Raw genomic sequence first — 17,380 nt, forward strand, 5'->3', positions numbered from 1 at the left:
CTGGCACATGCACCAAGCACTGGAACACCTGATCGCGCGCGCGGAGCAACTGATCACCCGCATTGAAGCGGCCTTGCCGCAGCCACTGTCCGCGCCAGACTGGACGGCCTCGATCGCCTGGCGCTACCGCAAACGCAGCAGCGGCCACGGCACGCTGGAGCCCGTGCGCCATGTGGCGGCCATGGCCCTTGATGAGCTCAAGGAGATCGACGGACAAAAGGACAAGATCGAGCGCAACACGCGCCAGTTCGTGCAGGGCAAGCCGGCCAACAATGTGCTGCTCACGGGCGCGCGCGGCACGGGCAAGTCTTCGCTGATCAAGGCCTGCCTGAACGCCTATGCGCCACAGGGCCTGCGCCTGATCGAGGTGGACAAGGCTGACCTGACGGACCTGCCCGACATTGTGGACGTGGTCTCGGCACGGCCCGAGAAATTCATCGTCTTCTGTGACGACCTGAGCTTTGAGGAGGGCGAGCCGGGCTACAAGGCGCTCAAGTCCATCCTTGATGGATCGGTGGCCGCTGCCACGCCGAACGTGCTGATCTATGCCACCAGCAACCGCCGCCACCTGCTGCCCGAGTACATGACCGAGAACCTGACCTACACGCACAGCGAGGACGGCGAGGTACACCCCGGCGAGGTGGTCGAGGAAAAGATCTCGCTGTCGGAACGCTTCGGCCTGTGGGTGAGCTTCTACCCGTTCAGCCAGGACGAGTACCTGGCCATCGTGGCACAGTGGCTGTCCTCCCTGGACGTTGGCGCCGCCGAGATCGCTGCGGCGCGTCCGCAGGCTCTGGTGTGGGCGCTGGAACGCGGCTCGCGCAGCGGCCGCGTGGCCTACCAGTTCGCGCGCGACTATGCGGGGCGCCAGGGTGGCTGAGGCCGTGGCCGGCGAGGCGGCGGTGCGCAAGCACACCGACGTGGCGGTGGGCATCCTGGTGCGCCCGGATGGCGCGCTGCTGTTGTCCACCCGGCCGCCAGGCAAGCCCTATGCGGGCTACTGGGAGTTTCCAGGCGGCAAGCTGGAAGCTGGCGAGACGGTTGAGCAGGCACTGAGGCGCGAGCTGGTCGAGGAGCTGGGCGTGACCATCGGGCCTGCCGAGGTCTGGAAGGTTACCGAGCATGACTACCCGCATGCGCTGGTGCGCCTGCACTGGTGCAAGGTGCACGCATGGATCGGGGAATTCGAGATGCGCGAAGGCCAGGAGATGGCCTGGCAGCAGTTGCCCCTGGAGGTCAGCCCCGTATTGCCAGGGGCCTACCCGGTGATGCAATGGCTGTCCGAAGAGCGCGGCCTGGCGTTCGTGGCGCCGGAACTTCCGAAAGCCTGAGGCCAAGGGCCCCGACCCGCGGCTCAGTGCTGTAGCTTGGGGTCGCCGTACTGCGCGTCTGCTGGCGGTGCTTCGGCGGGCATGCGGAAGTCTTCGCTGGCCCAGGCGCCCAGGTCCACCTGCTTGCAGCGTTGGCTGCAGAACGGCCGGTAGGCGTTGGCGGGGCTGTAGATGCTGTCGCCCCCGCAGGTGGGGCAGACGACGATGCGGGCAGTGGTGCTGCCAGGGGGTGTTTTGGGGGCCATGGTGGGCGTCTCCTTCACGCGCACAGGGTCAGTTCAAACGCGGCATCCTCCGCGCAGGAGTGCAGGCGGCCATCGGCCTCCTGGCGCATGAGCCGCACCGACACGATCAGGCGGTTGCCGCTGATCTCGGGAATGAGCCCCAGCGATGGGTCCATGCGCAGGCGCAGCAACTGGAAGGTGCGACCCTGGGGCAGGTTCTGCTGGAACTGGCCGCGCTCGGCAGCCACCTTCTGCGGCACGCCCGAGTCGCGTAGCAGCTTGAGCAGCACGTAGATGGATTCGGCCATGGGCGCAAGGGTGGAGGCCCATTCCTGCAGTGCGTTCTGGCGGTAGGCCACGTCCCGGTGCTGCCAGGCGTAGTAGGCGGGCAGGTCGAAGCCGCAGGTTCCGCCTGGAATGCCGACACGGCTGCGGATGCTCATCAGCCAGTCGTTCTCGGTGAGGGCATGGCCCGACTTGCCGTTCTGGGTGTTCAGGGCGGTGAAGCAGTGGTCGAGCTGGGCGATCACGGCGTCCAGCGCTGCCTCGGAGATGGAGGGGTTACCGCGGTAGCTGTCGAGCTGGTGCTTGTGCTTTTCGATGTCCTTGAGCACATCCGACTTCAGGTCGGCCCGGGCGGCCACGTCCATGATCTCGAAGATCGTGACCAGCGCAAAATGGTGGTCCAGTGCGTGGGAGCGCGGGATCAGTTCGCCGAGCCGGCGAAACAGCTGCTCCAGACGCAGGTACGTTCTGAGGCGCTCGTTGAAAGGGTATTCGTAAAGGATCACGCTGGCGGGTTCCCGGGGCTCTCAGGGGTATTCTGTGGCACCGTTGGCGTGCACCCGGCAAAAACAGGGCGCAACAGGCTGTGCGTGCATCATAGCCCGAACAGCTGCCCAAGCTGCGCGGCCTGGGCCTGCAATTGCGTCAATGTGCAGTGCGGGCCGTTGAACACCACGGTATCGGCCGCTGCGCGGCGCACTGGGCGGCTCGCCTGGTGGGAGAGGATGGCCTGCACGGCCTCCCTGGTGAGGCCGCTGCGCTGCACCACCCGCTCGATCTGGGTTTCGGGAGGGCAGTCGATCACCACCACGGCGTCGAGCTGCCGGGCCCAGCGCCCCGACTCCACCAGCAAGGGGATGTCGTGAACGATCAGCCGCCTGCCGTCCTGCAGGGCCTGGCGGGCTTCGTCGGCGCTGCGTTGCGTCACCAGGGGGTGCACGATGGATTCCAGGCGCACCCGTGCATTGCCGTCCGAGAAGGCCAGGGCGCGCATGCGGGCCCTGTCGAGCGCTCCGGTCGCATCGACATAGTCTGCGCCGAACGCCTGCCGGATCGCTTGGAGGGCCGCACCGCCGGGCCCTGTGACGCTGCGCGCGATCTGGTCGGCATCGATCAGTGCTGCGCCCATGGACGCCAGCAACTGGCCAAAGGTACTCTTGCCGCTGCCAATGCCCCCGGTCAGACCGATGCGCACGGGCTACAGCCCCATCAGGCCCAGCACCGCCTGGAAGATGGCGTCGGGGGTAAATACCATGGACACCAGGCCCGCGCCGACCAGGAAGGGGCCGAAAGGAATGTAGCCACCTTCGCGCAACCGGTTTCTGAATTTCATGACCAGGCCCACGATGGCCCCGATCACAGAGGCCATGAGGATGATGGGCACCAGGGCCTGCCAGCCATACCAGGCACCGAGAGCGGCGAACAGCTTGAAGTCGCCGTAGCCCATGCCTTCCTTGCCGGTGACCAGCTTGAAGCCCCAGTACACGAGCCACAGGGACAGATAGCCGGCGGCAGCACCTGCCACCGAGGCCGCAGGCGGTATGCCTGTCCACCCCACAGTGGAGGCAATCAGCCCAGCCCAGAGCAAGGGCAGGGTGATGTCATCGGGCAACAGGGTCGTATCCCAGTCGATCAGGGCAAGCGCCACCATGGCAGCGGCAAAGACGCACCAGACCAGGGTCGGAGCCGACAACCCTCCCCAGTGGCCCAGGAAGGCAAACAGGGCTGCGGTGCCCAGTTCCACCAAGGGGTAGCGCACACTGATGTGAACCCCGCAGGAAGAGCATTTGCCGCGCAGGAACAGATAGCTCAGGACGGGAATGTTTTCGTGCCAACGGACCATGTGCCCACAGGCTTGGCAGCGTGACCGGGGAACCATGAGATTGAATGGTTCTGCTGCGGGCTGCTGTTGTCCTGCGGCGACCTCTCCCACCTTGGGGCCATGGGTCTGCCGGGCCGCCTGCTCTGTGGCGTATGCGGCCACTTCGGCATCCCACTGCCGCTCCATCATTTTGGGCAGCCGGTAAATGACCACGTTCAGGAAACTGCCGATCAACAAACCCAAGACGCCGACCAACGCGGCGCTCCACCACGGATCAAGAAGCATTAAACGACCTGGCCGAGCTTGAAGATGGGCAGGTACATGGCAACCACAATGCCACCGATCAACGTTCCGAGGAACACGATGATGATGGGTTCCATCAGACTGGAGAGGCCAGCCACCATTTCGTCCACTTCGGCTTCATAAAAGTCGGCGGCCTTGCCCAGCATGTGGTCGATGGAGCCAGATTCTTCACCGATGGCGCACATCTGCAGCACCATAGAAGGAAAGATATTGGCGTTGCCCATGGCCGCCGTGAGACTGGTGCCGGTGGAGACTTCCTGCTGGATCTTTTCGGTGGCCACAACGTAAACCGAGTTGCCTGAAGCGCCACCTACGGAGTCAAGGGCTTCCACCAGAGGAACGCCGGCCGCAAACATGGTGGCTAAGGTCCGAGTCCAGCGGGCCACGCAGGACTTGTCAATCAATGCGCCAAAGATGGGCATTTTCAGCAAGGCGCGGTCCATGAACTTCTGCATCTTTTCATTTCGACGCCAAGCTTCCATGAAAAAGTAAACACCGCCCCCCAGGACACCAAAAATCAGCCACCACCACTTGACGAAGATTTCGCTGATGGCCATCACAACAAGGGTGGGGGCTGGCAGGTCGGCGCCGAAGGACGAGAATACCTCTTTGAAAGCTGGAACCACGAAAATCATGATCACCGTGACCACCACAAAAGCCACTATCAGCACGGAGATGGGATACATCAACGCAGACTTGATCTTGGACTTGATGGCCTCCGTCTTTTCCATATAGGTGGCCAGTCGGTCCAGCAGAGCTTCCAGAATACCGGCTGCTTCACCTGCCTCCACCAGGTTGCAGTAGAGGGTATCGAAGTACAGCGGGTGCTTGCGGAACGCCGCATTCAGCGAGGTCCCTGTTTCCACGTCGGTGCGGATGTCGTTGAGCAGCTTGGTCACGCTGGCATTGGTGTTGCCGCGGCCGACAATGTCGAACGATTGCAGCAGAGGCACACCGGCCTTCATCATGGTGGCCAACTGGCGAGTGAACAGGGCGATATCCTTGGGCTTGATCCTCTTGCCCGACTTCATCCGCCGTTTCTTGATCTTGGTCGGGAACACGCCCTGGCGGCGCAGCGTGGCCTGAACCTGGTTTTCGCCGCCCGCACGGATTTCGCCGCGCACGATCTTGCCGGCGCGGTCCTTGCCTTCCCATTCGAAGACGAAATCCTTGATGTCCTTCGCTGCTGCTGCTGTCGCCATGGTATTCCCCGTCGCTATTCTGTAGTGTTTATTCGTTGGTCACGGCCAGCACCTCTTCGAGGGAGGTCAGCCCCAGCTTGGCCTTGTGCAGGGCCGAATCACGCAGGGACCGCACGCCTTCGGCCCTGGCCTGCTCGGCGATTTCCAGTGCGCTGCCATCGCGCAGGATGATCCGCTGGATTTCTTCGGAGATGGGCATCACCTGGTAGACGCCGACGCGGCCCTTGTATCCGTTGTTGCAGGCAGAGCAACCCACCGGACGGTAGGGGACCCAGGATCCATCAAGCTCTTCCTCGGAGTAGCCAGCATCCACAAGCGCCTCATGAGGAATGTCTGCAGGCACCTTGCACACGGGGCACAGTCGCCGTGCCAGTCGCTGCGCAGTAATCAGGATCACGCTGGACGCGATATTGAAAGGTGCGATGCCCATGTTGCGCATGCGCGTGAGCGTCGTGGGAGCATCGTTGGTGTGCAGTGTGGACAGCACCAAGTGGCCGGTCTGGGCGGCCTTGATCGAGATATCGGCAGTTTCCAGATCGCGGATTTCCCCCACCATGATGATGTCGGGATCCTGGCGCAGAAAGGACTTGAGCGCCACGGCAAAGGTCAGGCCGGCCTTGTCGTTGACGTTGACCTGGTTCACGCCGGGCAGGTTGATTTCCGAGGGGTCCTCTGCCGTGGCGATGTTCACCCCCGGCTTGTTCAGCAGGTTCAGGCAGGTGTAGAGCGATACGGTCTTGCCTGAGCCGGTAGGGCCAGTCACCAGAATCATGCCGTAAGGGCGACTGATGGCGTCCATCAGTCGCGCTTTTTCTTCGGGCTCGTAGCCCAATGCGTCGATACCCAATTTGGCGCTGGAGGGATCCAGAATACGGATCACGATCTTTTCGCCAAACAGCGTGGGCAGGGTGCTCACCCGAAAATCGATCACCCGGTCGGGGCCGATTTTCAGTTTCATCTTTCCGTCCTGCGGCACGCGCTTTTCGGAAATATCCATCCGCGAGATCACCTTGATGCGCGAAGCCAGCTTGTCCTTGATGGCAATGGGAGGCGATGTGATTTCGCGCAATTCACCGTCAATGCGAAATCGCACGCGGTACTGGTGCTCATAGGGTTCAAAATGCAGATCGGATGCCCGCATATTGAAGGCATCGAGCAACATCTTGTGCAGGAATTTGACAACCGGGGCATCCTCGACGTCGGAGGCGCCTGCATCGGCTGGATCTGCTGCTTCTTCGATGGGGACATCGTCGAATTCAAAATCGCCCCCGCTGGTCATGCTCTCCATCGACTCGCTTGTCGATTTGGTGCTGCTTTCTACCAGTCGATTCAGTTTGTCATATTCGGCAATAATCCAGTCCACCCCCATCTGGGTCGTGAACTTGATTTTCTCGGCGGCTTCCTGGTCCGTAGGATCGGCCGTTGCAACGATCAGGCGGTTGTTGCGCTTGCTCAGCACCACCACCCGGTAGGACTGGCAGATTTTGGCGTCCAGCAGGTCCTTGGGCAGCCGCAGAGGATCGATGGCTTCCAGGTCCAGCAACGGGGCGCCGAATACGGCCGACACCGTGTGGGCCAGGTCCGTCGCGGACACCACCCCCGAACCTGTCAATTCCGCAATAAAACTGGTGCGGCTGACTTGTGACTTTTTGTAAATATCTTCGGCTGCCTTTTGGGTCAGCTTTCCCGCAGACATCAACGCCCGCCCCAAGCCCGGAAGGGCTATTGCAGGTGTTTCTTTCTGAGCAGTATCTACAGCAGCCATGTAACCGGTAATGTGTTAAGGGTGGACAACGAGCCATCCTATCATCGCCTATTGGCATTGACCTGTACAGCGCTGCATATTGGCGCTGGCACCACACCTTGAGCGTGATTTTGTGCAGGCGGGAAGAGGTGGTCGGGGTGAGAGGATTCGAACCTCCGGCCTCTACGTCCCGAACGTAGCGCTCTACCAGGCTAAGCTACACCCCGCATGGCGCCGGCAAGGGGCGCCCTGAACCGCAGGCTGCATGAGGGTGTGGCCTATGCGCGACGGTCCAGCAATTGCGACGCCAAGTGTAGCAAGCCAGCGGTGAAATCGTTGTCGGGCAGGGCCTGCAGGGCGGCGATGGCCCGGTGGGCTTCCGAGACCGCTGCGGCACGGGTAACTTCCAGCGCGCCGGTTTCCCGGACGATGGCGACGATGGCCGGCAACTGCTCGGTGGCCCCTTGCTCGATGGCTTCCCGGATGATGGTGGCCTGGGCGCTGGTGCCGCGCTGCATGGCCGCGATCAGGGGCAGGGTGGACTTGCCTTCGCGCAGGTCGTCTCCGAGGTTTTTCCCCATCTCGCTGGCATCGCCATCGTAGTCGAGCACGTCGTCGACGATCTGGAATGCCGTGCCTAGCGCCTGGCCGTACATGGCACAGGCTTCTTCGAGTTCGGGTGGGCTGCCCGCCAGGATGGCGCCCAGCCGGGCGCTTGCCTCGAAGAGCTTGGCGGTCTTGGAGCGGATCACGCGCAGGTAGCCCTCTTGATCCAGCGAGGCGTCGTGCATGTTCATCAGCTGCTGCACTTCGCCCTCGGCGATCACGTTGGTGGCCTCCGAGAGGATCTCCATGACACGCATGCTGCCGGTTTCCACCATCATCTGGAAGGAGCGCGTGTGCAGGAAGTCACCCACCAGCACGCTGGCCGGGTTGCCGAAGGCTTCATTGGCCGTCGCGCGGCCGCGCCGCAGGGTGGATGCGTCCACCACGTCGTCATGCAGCAGCGTGGCGGTGTGGATCAGTTCCACCACGGCGGCCAGGGCAAAGCGATGCGCGCCTCGGTAGCCGAGGGCGCCGCAGACCAGCAGCAGCAGCGCAGGGCGCAGGCGCTTGCCGCCCGCCGCGATGATGTACTGCGAGATTTGCGCGACCAGGGGGACGGAGGAAGTGAGGCGTGCTGCAATCACCCGGTCCACCTCGTGCATGTCGGCGGCGATGAGCGTGAGTGCGGGCGTGGCGGCTGTTTGGGAGTGATCAGTCAAGATAGGAGCGCTCAGAGTGCAGCGGATTATAGGAACGGCCGTGGCCTTCCCGCCCTGGCGATGCGCTGGGCACGGTGCAGATGTCGTTGGCTTGCTACGATCTGTGGGCTATGCTAAACTAGCGGGCTCTGCAGAAATTCGTCTGCGGAACTCATATCAAGAGGTCAACATGTACGCGGTCATAAAAACCGGCGGCAAGCAGTATCGCGTTGCTTCCGGCGAAAAAATTAAAGTAGAACAGATTGCTGCGGACGTAGGCCAGGAAATTGTGATCGACCAGGTTCTGGCTGTCGGCAACGGCGCTGAACTGAAGGTGGGTACGCCCCTGGTGTCCGGTGCAACGGTCAAAGCCACTGTCGTGGCGCACGGCAAGCACGACAAAGTGCACATCTTCAAGATGCGCCGTCGCAAGCACTATCAGAAACGTCAAGGTCACCGTCAGCAGTTCACCGAACTGCAAATCGGCGTGATCGCTGCTTAACAGGGAGCTGATGTCATGGCACAGAAAAAAGGCGGCGGCTCTACGCGAAACGGACGTGACTCCAAGCCAAAGATGCTGGGTGTCAAGGCGTTCGGTGGTGAACTGATCAGTGCTGGCTCCATCATCGTGCGCCAGCGCGGTACCCGTTTCCACCCCGGTACCAACGTGGGCGTGGGCAAGGACCACACCCTGTTCGCATTGGTGGACGGCCACGTGTCGTTCGGCACCAAGGGTGCACTGTCCAAGTCGACGGTCAATGTGACGGCCGCCTGAGGGTTATCACCCCGGCAGCAAACGAAGCCCCGCCTGGTCGGGGCTTTGTTGTTTGGACGGCCTGGTACTTCCTGCCGGCGCGTCCTGTTGGCGTCCTGCACGCCCCTCGAAAAGAGCAAAGCCCTGCTGCTCCTTCACTGGTGATTTTCTTGCGCAGCGCTCTTTTGTAAACTGGATACCCATGAAGTTCGTCGATGAAGCCTATATTGACATTGCCGCCGGTGATGGTGGCAATGGCTGCGTGTCGTTCCGGCACGAAAAATACAAGGAGTTCGGCGGTCCCAATGGGGGTGATGGCGGTCGGGGCGGGCATGTGTTCGCCGTGGCCGATCCGAACCTGAACACCCTGGTCGATTTCCGCTACTCGCGCCGGCACGAGGCCAAGCGCGGCGAGCACGGCATGGGCTCCGACATGTTCGGCGCCGCTGGCTCGGACATCACGCTCAAGGTGCCCGTGGGCACCATCTTCACCGACGCCGAAACCGGCGAGGTGCTGTACGAGCTGCTCACCCCGGGCGAGGTGGTCACCATTGCCAAGGGCGGCGACGGCGGCTTCGGCAACATGCGCTTCAAGAGCGCCATCAACCGTGCGCCGCGCCAGAAGACGCCCGGCTGGCCCGGCGAGAAGAAGAACCTTAAGCTCGAGCTCAAGGTGCTCGCCGACGTGGGCCTGCTGGGCATGCCCAACGCCGGCAAGTCCACCTTCATCGCCGCCGTGTCCAATGCGCGGCCCAAGATCGCGGACTACCCTTTCACCACCCTGCACCCCAATCTGGGCGTGGTGCGCGTGGCTCCTGAGCAAAGCTTCGTGATCGCCGACATCCCCGGCCTGATCGAGGGCGCCTCCGAAGGTGCGGGCCTGGGCCACCAGTTCCTGCGCCATCTGCAGCGCACCCGCCTGCTGCTGCACATCGTGGACCTGGCGCCGTTCGACGACGCGGTCGACCCGGTGGCGCAGGCCAAGGCCATCGTGGGTGAGCTCAAGAAGTACGACCAGCAACTGCACGACAAGCCGCGCTGGCTGGTGCTCAACAAGCTGGACATGGTGCCGGCCGAAGAGCGTGAAGAGCGCGTGAAGGATTTCGTCAAGCGCTTCAAGTGGAAGGGCCCGGTGTTCCAGATCTCCGCGCTCACCCGCGAAGGCTGCGAGCCGCTGATCCATGCCATCTACCGGCATGTGCAGACGCAGCAGCGTGTGGAGAACACGCCCGAGGAAATCGATCCGCGCTTTGCGGGCGATGCGCCCGACTGAAAAGCCGGGCAGCACGGCCCATGACCATGGGCCTGTACAGAACAATGCAGTGATGGCAGCCATCCTGGCCGCCCAGCGACAGAGGCAAAAGAAGCAAAAATGGTTTCCAGTGTGCTGCGGGATGCCCGCCGAATCGTCGTCAAGGTAGGCTCCAGCCTGGTCACCAACGAAGGCCGGGGCCTTGATGAGGCGGCCATCGGCGAGTGGAGCCGGCAACTCGCTGCGCTGGTGCGTGGCGAGGGCGGTGGGGCGCCGCGCGAGGTGATCATGGTCTCCAGCGGCGCGATTGCCGAGGGCATGAAGCGCCTGGGCTGGACCACCCGCCCGCATGAAGTGCACGAGCTGCAGGCCGCCGCCGCCGTCGGCCAGATGGGCCTGGCCCAGATGTACGAGACCAAGCTGCGCGAGCAGGGCATGGGCAGTGCCCAGGTGCTGCTCACCCATGCCGACCTGGCCGATCGCGAGCGCTACCTGAACGCGCGTTCCACCCTGCTCACCCTGCTGCGGCTGGGCGTGGTGCCGGTGATCAACGAGAACGACACGGTGGTCAACGACGAAATCAAGTTCGGCGACAACGACACCCTGGGCGCGCTGGTGGCCAACCTGGTGGAGGCCGACGCCCTCGTCATCCTCACCGACCAAAAGGGCCTGTACACGGCCGACCCGCGCCGGAACCCGGCTGCACAGTTCGTGCACGAGGCCAAGGCCGGAGACCCTGCGCTCGAAGCCATGGCCGGCGGCGCCGGCTCCAGCATCGGCAAGGGCGGCATGATCACCAAGATCCTGGCGGCCAAGCGCGCGGCCGGCTCGGGCGCCTCCACCGTCATCGCCTGGGGGCGCGAGCAGGACGTGCTCGTGCGCTTGGTCAAGGGCGAGGCCCTGGGCACGCTGCTGGTGGCACAGACGCAGAAAAAGCAGGCCCGCAAGCAGTGGATGGCCGACCACCTGCAGCTGCGTGGTGCCGTGCTGGTAGATGCTGGCGCCGCTGCCAAGGTGCGCGACGAAGGCAAGAGCCTGCTGCCCATCGGCATGACGGCGGTCGAGGGTGATTTCTCGCGCGGCGACGTGATCGCCGTGCGCGACCTGGCTGGCCTGGAGATCGCCCGGGGCCTGGCCAACTATGCCAGCGCCGAGGCCCGCCTGCTGTGCCGCAAATCCTCCTCGGAGTTCGAACGCCTGCTTGGCTACGTGGCCGAGGCCGAGATGGTGCACCGCGACAACATGGTGCTGACCATCAAGTAGGCGATCCACCGCCTGCCAGGGCAATTCTGGTCAGAGAAATGACCCGGCCGGGGCGTATCGCCCCCCAGTACGCTCGGCTGCATGGGGCAGACACCCGGTATGGCTGCCTCGGGCGCGGAGCATGGCAAGCCGCCAAGGCCTGCCTGCACACGCATCGGTGCTTGTTATTTGAGCGTGGGAGGGAAGCTGCTGTTGCTCCCCGTGTCTGAAGAAATGGCAGGCAACTCTTCCAACGCCATGGGTCGGCTGTTTTGTGGATCGGGGTCGAAACTCGCGCCGGGCGGAAGCTCCATGCCCGGGTTCACCAGCAGCGAACCGGTGCGGAACATGGCACTGCCCGCGTGTTCATCGCGCGCACGCATGCCGCTGCGCAGGTAGCGGTTGCGCTGCTCGTTGCGGGGCAGGAAGCGCGCCAGTTCCGTCAGCGCCATTTCATAGACGCCGCGCTTGAACTCCACCACCACGTCCAGCGGCACCCAGTAGTCGTTCCAACGCCAGGCGTCGAACTCCGGGTGGTTGGTGGCACGCAGGTTCAGATCCCAGTCGTGTCCGACCAGCTGCAGCAGATACCATATCTGCTTCTGGCCCTTGTAGTGTCCGCGCGCATCGCGGCGGATGTACCGGTCAGGCACCTCATAGCGCAACCAGTCCCGTGTCCGGGCCACCAAGCGCACATGGTTGGGGTGCAGGCCCACTTCTTCGTGCAGCTCCCTGAACATGGCCTGTTCCGGGGTTTCCCCCCGGTCGATGCCACCCTGTGGGAACTGCCAGCTGTGGGTGCGGATGCGTTTGCCCCAGAACACCTGGTTCTTCTGGTTGAGCAGGATGATGCCGACGTTCGGCCGAAAGCCGTCCCGGTCAAGCATAATCAAACCCCAAATTTTTAAACTGTGTCCATTATGCACGGCGCTTTGAGCGCAGCAAGTGGGCTGCACCCAGACGCCCTCTGCCGAAGCCGATGAAAGCCTCCCAATTCTTTATTTCCACCCTCAAGGAAGCGCCTGCCGACGCCGAGGTGGTCAGCCACCAACTCATGACGCGGGCCGGCCTGATCAAGAAGCTGGGCGCCGGCATCTACAACTACATGCCCATGGGCCTGCGCGTGGTGCGCAAGGTCGAGGCCATCGTGCGCGAGGAAATGAACCGTGCCGGCGCTGTGGAGCTCGCCATGCCCGTGGTGCAGCCCGCCGAACTCTGGCAGGAGACGGGCCGCTTCGAAAAGATGGGCCCTGAGCTGCTGCGCATCCAGGACCGCCATGGCCGCGACTTCGTCATCCAGCCCACCAGCGAAGAAGTGATCACTGACATCGCTCGCCAGGAACTGCGCAGCTACAAACAGTTGCCAAAGAATTTCTACCAGATCCAGACCAAGTTCCGCGACGAGCGCCGTCCCCGCTTCGGGCTGATGCGCGGGCGCGAGTTCACCATGAAGGACGCCTACAGCTTCGACCGCGACCAGGCCGCCGCCAAGGCGAGCTACCAGGTCATGGCCCAGGCCTACCGCCGCATCTTCGATCGCTTCGGCCTGACCTACCGTGCCGTGGCCGCTGACAGCGGCGCCATCGGTGGCGACCTGAGCGAGGAATTTCAGGTGATCGCCGCCACCGGCGAAGACGCCATCGTCTACTGCCCCGGCAGCGACTACGCCGCCAACATGGAAAAGGCCGAGGCCCTGGCGCCCGCCGGCCCGCGCGGCGTCGCCACCCAGCCCCTTGCCAAGACCGCCACGCCCGGCAAGAGCACCTGCGCCGATGTGGCCCAACTGCTGAACGTTCCGCTGAACACCACCGTCAAGTCGCTGGTGCTGGCCACCGACGAGACCAACGAAGCTGGCGAAATCGTCAAGACCCAGGTCTGGCTGCTGCTGCTGCGCGGCGACCACGACATGAACGAGATCAAGGCCGGCAAGGTGCCAGGCCTGGCGGGCTTTCGCTTCGCCACCCTCGGTGAGATCGAAGAGCACTTCGGCTGCAAGCCCGGCTACCTGGGGCCTCTGGGCCTCAAGAAGCCCGTGAAGACCGTGGTGGACCGCGACGTGGCCCTCATGGCCGACTGGATCTGCGGCGCCAACGAGGCCGATTTCCACATGACCGGCGTGAACTGGGGCCGTGACCTGCCCGAGCCCGACGCCGTGGCCGACCTGCGCAATGTCGTGGCGGGCGATGCCTCGCCCGACGGCAAGGGGGAACTGGCGATCGAACGCGGCATCGAAGTGGGCCATGTGTTCTACCTCGGTACCAAGTACAGCCGCGCCATGAACGCCACCTTCCTCGATGAGAACGGCAAACCCCAGCCGCTGGAGATGGGCTGCTACGGCATCGGCATCACCCGCCTGCCCGCTGCTGCCATCGAGCAGAACCACGACGAGCGCGGCATCATCTGGCCCGACGCCATCGCCCCTTTCACCGTGGTCATCTGCCCCATCGGCATGGACCGCAGCGAAGAGGTCAAGGTCGCGGCCGACAAGCTGTACGCCGAATTTTTGGCGGCCGGAGTCGACGTGCTGCTGGACGACCGCGGCGAGCGCCCCGGCGCCATGTTCGCCGACTGGGAACTGATCGGCGTGCCCCACCGCGTGGTGATCGGCGACCGCGGCCTCAAGGAAGGCCAGGTCGAGTACCAGCACCGCCGCGACAGCGCTGCCACCAAGGTGGCGATCACCGACATCTGGGCCCATGTGAAGGGCCGCATGGCGGTATGAGCGGGGTGCACGGCTTCGGCGGTGGGCCCCCTGGCCTGTCCCGCCGCGCATGCCTTGCCGCGTCGCTCGTGGGGCCGTCGGCATGGCTGGCTGCGCCCACGCTGGCGCATGCGGGCGGGCAGCTCGAAGAGCCGTTGATGGACTCGGTGCGCACCGCGCTGAGCTCGGCCATCGCCAACCAGGCGCCGCCCGAGCCCGAGTTCTTCACCACCGATACCCGCCTGCACTACACCCGCTGGCTGGCCGCAATGAGCGACCGCCTGCGCCGGCGCAAGCCCGAGTGGGAGGTGCGCCGCGACTTTCTGCAGACCGTCTGGTACGAATCCAAGCGCGCGGGGCTCGATGTGTCCCTTGTGCTCGGCCTCATCCAGGTGGAAAGCGGTTTTCGCAAGTTCGCTGTCTCCAGCGTGGGCGCACGCGGCTACATGCAGGTCATGCCGTTCTGGACGCGCGTGATCGGCGACGGCGATGCCGGCAAGTTGTTCCACATGCAGACCAACCTGCGCTTTGGCTGCGTGATCCTGCGCCACTACATCGACCGCGAGCGTGGTGACCTGTTCATGGCGCTGGGCCGCTACAACGGCAGCCGGGGGCGCCCGCCCTATCCGAATGCCGTCTTCGGTGCCCAGCGCAGCTGGGAGTACGTCGACAGGCCCGCGGCTGGCTGATCTCTCGCTGGAGCTAGACGATGGTTCCGGGCGTGTTGGCGTTGTCCTGGCTGCCCGCCTGCGACAGTCGCGAGACCATCACCTGGTCGATGCGGTAGCTGTCCACGTCCAGCACCTCGAACTTGTAGCCACCCCAGCTCACACTGTCCGTTCTGCGCGGTACGCGGCGCAGCATCACCATCAAAAAGCCGGCCAGGGTCTCGTACTCCTCTGCATGCGGCAGTTCGTCGAGCGACAGGGCGCGCAGCACGTCGCCGATGGGTGTCACCCCGTCGATCAGCCACGAGTTCTCGTCGCGCCGCACGATCTGCTCCTCGTCCAGCGGCGAGACCAGATCGCCCATCACCGTGCTCATCACGTCGTTGAGCGTGACCACGCCCACCACCAGGCTGTACTCGTTGACGATGACCGCGAAATCCTCGTGCACCTGGCGGAACTGCTCGAGCACCTCGGAGAGGGTCAGCCGGTCCGGCACGATCAGCACCTTGCGCACCAGGCTGTCGTCGGCCAGCGAAATCGGCTGGTTGTTGAGCACGCGCTGGAACAGGTCCTTGGCGTCCACATAGCCCACCACATGGTCGATGTCGCCCTCGCACACCGGGTAGGTCGAGAACGGCTCTGCCGCGATGCGCAGGCGTATCACCGCGTCCGACTCGTCGCGCAGGAAAAAGGAGACCCGGTCGCGCTGCGACATGGCGCTCGACACCATGCGTGTATCCAGCTCGAACACGTTGGTGATCACCTGCTGCTCGCGCGCTGCCAGCACGCCGGCCCGGGTGCCGGCTTCCATCATGGCCAGAATGTCATCGGAGGTGATGCGGTCATCGCGCAGCGACGACAGCCCCAGCACGCGGAACAGCGCATCTGCCAGCCGGCTGTAGAACCACACCACCGGGCGCAAAATCGTCATGCACCAGGCCATGGGCTTGGCCAGGCGCACCACCAGCCGCTCGGGATCGGCCATGCCCAGGCGCTTGGGGAACAGGTCGGCAAACAGGATGAACAGCGAGGTGATGACCAGGAACGAGGCCAGAAAGCCCGTCGTCTGCGCATTGCCCTCACTGAGCCACCAGCCGAACAGCGTGCTGAAGTGCGGGCTCAGCGCTCCCTCGCCGACGATACCGCCGAGGATGGCTACCGCGTTCTGCCCGACCTGCACCACCGTGAAATAGTCGCCCGGCTGTTCCTGCATGCGCAGCACGCGGTCGGCGCGCGCGTCGCCTTCGTCCGCCATCTGGCGCAGGCGCAGGCGGCGTGCGGCCGCGAGCGAAATTTCGGCCATGGAAAAGAAGGCACTGGCTGCAATCAGCAGCCCGATCACGAAAAAGCTTTGGGTCAGTGACATGAAGAGCGACAGAACGTGGCGCTGCGGCACACCGGGCTACAGAGTGTATCTGCCTGCCCGGTGCACCACGGCGCCCTTTGGCGCGCTACCGCTGCGGCACTGCGGCCTGGCCCGCCTACTGCACGAAGCCGATGCGCCCGCGCCCGGTGGCGGCCCGGGGCAGATCAGCCACCTCCACCGTGGAGCGCCGTTCCAGCCGCGCATTGCCAAACCCCGTCATCAGCGCCCGGCGCATCTCGCGCGGCGGCATCGTGGCCAGCAGGTCCAGCACATCGCCCTGCGGTTCGGGGTCGATCAGGCGGCCCCAGTCGTGCCCGGCGCGTATGCCCTGGTAGAGGTTGCGCGCGATGGTGCGCGCCTGCGCCAGCGTGGGCGCCTCCACCTCGAACACATTCATGCGGTTCAGGATGGGGTCGGGAATGCCGCGCGTATCGTTGGCCGTGGTGATCCAGATGACCTGGCTCGCGTCGATCGCCACCTCGGCGAACTCGTCGGTAAAGCTCTGCGCCGTGTCGTGCTCGAGCAGGCTGTACAGCGCGCCCAGCGGGTCGTACTGCGCGTCCGATGCGGCCTTGTCGATCTCGTCGACCACGATCACCGGGTTAGCGTATTCGCCCTCCACCAGGGCCTCGAAGACCTTGCCGGGGCGTGCCCCTTTCCACTGGGCCGACGAGCCCGACAGCAGCCAGCCTGCGGTCATGGAACTCATGGGCAACAGGTTCATGCCCGTGCCCAGCAGCTCGGCCAGGTGGCGCGCGAAATGGGTCTTGCCGATGCCCGGGGGGCCCAGCAGCAGCATGGGCGTCACTTCCAGCCCGTCGCAGCTGTCCTGGGCCAGGGCCACGTGGCGCTTCACGTCGTCCAGCACGTCCGTGAAGTTGGGCAACTGCTCGTAGAGGCTCACCATGTCGGGCACGCCCGAGGGCTTGACCTGGAAGCGTTCCGGCCCGCGCTCCAGCATGCGCTCGTAGACCGTGCGCAGGGTTTCGTACTCGCGCTGGTTGCCCGACTCCTGCAGCCGCGAGAGCTTGCGCTCGACGTCGCCGGGGTGGAACACATTGCGCATCTGGGCCACCGGCAGGCGCAGGACGGGTGGTTGGGGAACAAGGCTATGGCTGGTCATCGCATGCTCTCCTTGTGAGTTGCAAAAGCGTCACGTCACACAAGCATTCAAGCACACAACATGCCCGGCCAAGCGCAGGAAAAGCCCTGACAACCGGTTTTGCCCAGCTGTTACCTTCG

At 64.2% G+C, this 17,380-nt stretch carries 18 protein-coding genes and 1 tRNA gene; 8 read left to right on the forward strand and 11 right to left on the reverse strand.

Going from position 1 to position 17,380, the window contains the following annotated elements; all coding sequences use genetic code 11:
• Positions 1 to 7 precede the first annotated feature (7 nt).
• Positions 8 to 880, forward strand: a complete 873-nt coding sequence (locus tag QYL93_RS01280) for an ATP-binding protein (protein ID WP_305741957.1) — start codon at positions 8 to 10, stop codon at positions 878 to 880.
• Positions 858 to 1,331 carry an NUDIX domain-containing protein gene (locus QYL93_RS01285; RefSeq protein ID WP_305741958.1) on the forward strand — a complete coding sequence of 158 codons (474 nt, stop codon included), beginning with the start codon at positions 858 to 860 and terminating at the stop codon, positions 1,329 to 1,331. The genes QYL93_RS01280 and QYL93_RS01285 overlap by 23 nt, the downstream gene beginning before the upstream one ends.
• A gap of 23 nt (positions 1,332 to 1,354) precedes the next feature.
• Here QYL93_RS01285 and QYL93_RS01290 read toward each other — a convergent pair whose 3' ends face one another.
• The 8 genes from QYL93_RS01290 to QYL93_RS01325 all read right to left on the reverse strand — a co-directional run bounded on the left by QYL93_RS01290 (position 1,355) and on the right by QYL93_RS01325 (position 8,119).
• The gene (locus QYL93_RS01290; RefSeq protein ID WP_305741959.1) at positions 1,355 to 1,576 is read right to left on the reverse strand and encodes a DNA gyrase inhibitor YacG; all 222 of its coding nucleotides are present in this window, start codon (positions 1,574 to 1,576) and stop codon (positions 1,355 to 1,357) included.
• Positions 1,577 to 1,590: 14 nt separating this feature from the next.
• Positions 1,591 to 2,346: a cell division protein ZapD gene (gene zapD, locus QYL93_RS01295; protein WP_057204989.1), complete on the reverse strand. Its 756-nt coding sequence runs from the start codon at positions 2,344 to 2,346 to the stop codon at positions 1,591 to 1,593.
• A gap of 89 nt (positions 2,347 to 2,435) precedes the next feature.
• Positions 2,436 to 3,035 (reverse strand): dephospho-CoA kinase, encoded by a 600-nt coding sequence (gene coaE, locus QYL93_RS01300; RefSeq protein ID WP_305741960.1) that lies wholly within the window; start codon positions 3,033 to 3,035, stop codon positions 2,436 to 2,438.
• A 3-nt stretch (positions 3,036 to 3,038) separates the two neighbouring features.
• The gene (locus QYL93_RS01305; RefSeq protein ID WP_305741961.1) at positions 3,039 to 3,947 is read right to left on the reverse strand and encodes an A24 family peptidase; all 909 of its coding nucleotides are present in this window, start codon (positions 3,945 to 3,947) and stop codon (positions 3,039 to 3,041) included.
• Positions 3,947 to 5,167: a type II secretion system F family protein gene (locus tag QYL93_RS01310; protein WP_305741962.1), complete on the reverse strand. Its 1,221-nt coding sequence runs from the start codon at positions 5,165 to 5,167 to the stop codon at positions 3,947 to 3,949. Before QYL93_RS01310 ends, QYL93_RS01305 begins: the two co-directional genes overlap by 1 nt.
• A 28-nt stretch (positions 5,168 to 5,195) precedes the next feature.
• A complete protein-coding gene (gene pilB / locus QYL93_RS01315; RefSeq protein WP_305741963.1) occupies positions 5,196 to 6,932 on the reverse strand; it encodes a type IV-A pilus assembly ATPase PilB in 1,737 nt (578 codons plus the stop codon).
• Positions 6,933 to 7,061: 129 nt separating this feature from the next.
• Positions 7,062 to 7,138: transfer RNA gene (locus QYL93_RS01320), tRNA-Pro, on the reverse strand.
• 51 nt (positions 7,139 to 7,189) lie between these two features.
• On the reverse strand, positions 7,190 to 8,119 hold the full coding sequence (locus QYL93_RS01325; protein WP_305742296.1) for a polyprenyl synthetase family protein: 930 nt from the start codon (positions 8,117 to 8,119) through the stop codon (positions 7,190 to 7,192).
• A gap of 226 nt (positions 8,120 to 8,345) precedes the next feature.
• Here QYL93_RS01325 and rplU point away from each other — a divergent pair, with 226 nt between their 5' ends.
• The 4 genes from rplU (at position 8,346) to proB (ending at position 11,424) form a co-directional block, all read left to right on the forward strand.
• Complete coding sequence (gene rplU / locus QYL93_RS01330) at positions 8,346 to 8,657, forward strand: 50S ribosomal protein L21 (protein WP_024814187.1); 312 nt, start codon at positions 8,346 to 8,348, stop codon at positions 8,655 to 8,657.
• 15 nt (positions 8,658 to 8,672) lie between these two features.
• Entirely contained in the window at positions 8,673 to 8,930 is a 258-nt protein-coding gene (rpmA, locus tag QYL93_RS01335; protein WP_007854552.1) for a 50S ribosomal protein L27, read from the forward strand.
• Positions 8,931 to 9,111: 181 nt separating this feature from the next.
• Positions 9,112 to 10,182 (forward strand): Obg family GTPase CgtA, encoded by a 1,071-nt coding sequence (gene cgtA / locus QYL93_RS01340; protein WP_179681905.1) that lies wholly within the window; start codon positions 9,112 to 9,114, stop codon positions 10,180 to 10,182.
• 99 nt (positions 10,183 to 10,281) lie between these two features.
• Positions 10,282 to 11,424, forward strand: coding sequence for a glutamate 5-kinase (gene proB, locus QYL93_RS01345; RefSeq protein WP_305741964.1), 1,143 nt, complete (start codon positions 10,282 to 10,284; stop codon positions 11,422 to 11,424).
• 164 nt (positions 11,425 to 11,588) lie between these two features.
• Here proB and QYL93_RS01350 read toward each other — a convergent pair whose 3' ends face one another.
• Positions 11,589 to 12,290 carry an RNA pyrophosphohydrolase gene (locus QYL93_RS01350; RefSeq protein ID WP_305742297.1) on the reverse strand — a complete coding sequence of 234 codons (702 nt, stop codon included), beginning with the start codon at positions 12,288 to 12,290 and terminating at the stop codon, positions 11,589 to 11,591.
• Between the two features lie 92 nt (positions 12,291 to 12,382).
• Here QYL93_RS01350 and QYL93_RS01355 point away from each other — a divergent pair, with 92 nt between their 5' ends.
• Both QYL93_RS01355 and QYL93_RS01360 read left to right on the forward strand, forming a co-directional pair.
• Entirely contained in the window at positions 12,383 to 14,125 is a 1,743-nt protein-coding gene (locus tag QYL93_RS01355) for a proline--tRNA ligase (RefSeq protein ID WP_305741965.1), read from the forward strand.
• Entirely contained in the window at positions 14,122 to 14,793 is a 672-nt protein-coding gene (locus tag QYL93_RS01360; RefSeq protein WP_305741966.1) for a lytic transglycosylase domain-containing protein, read from the forward strand. Before QYL93_RS01355 ends, QYL93_RS01360 begins: the two co-directional genes overlap by 4 nt.
• 13 nt (positions 14,794 to 14,806) lie before the next feature.
• On the opposite strand, the gene QYL93_RS01365 is transcribed toward QYL93_RS01360, so the two are convergent.
• Together QYL93_RS01365 and QYL93_RS01370 are read right to left on the reverse strand one after the other, a co-directional pair.
• Positions 14,807 to 16,138, reverse strand: coding sequence for a hemolysin family protein (locus tag QYL93_RS01365; RefSeq protein WP_305741967.1), 1,332 nt, complete (start codon positions 16,136 to 16,138; stop codon positions 14,807 to 14,809).
• A 115-nt stretch (positions 16,139 to 16,253) separates the two neighbouring features.
• Positions 16,254 to 17,261 (reverse strand): AAA family ATPase, encoded by a 1,008-nt coding sequence (locus QYL93_RS01370; protein WP_305741968.1) that lies wholly within the window; start codon positions 17,259 to 17,261, stop codon positions 16,254 to 16,256.
• Positions 17,262 to 17,380: the final 119 nt, after the last annotated feature.

The organism is Acidovorax sp. A1169 (assembly GCF_030704685.1).
Taxonomy (GTDB): domain Bacteria; phylum Pseudomonadota; class Gammaproteobacteria; order Burkholderiales; family Burkholderiaceae_C; genus Acidovorax.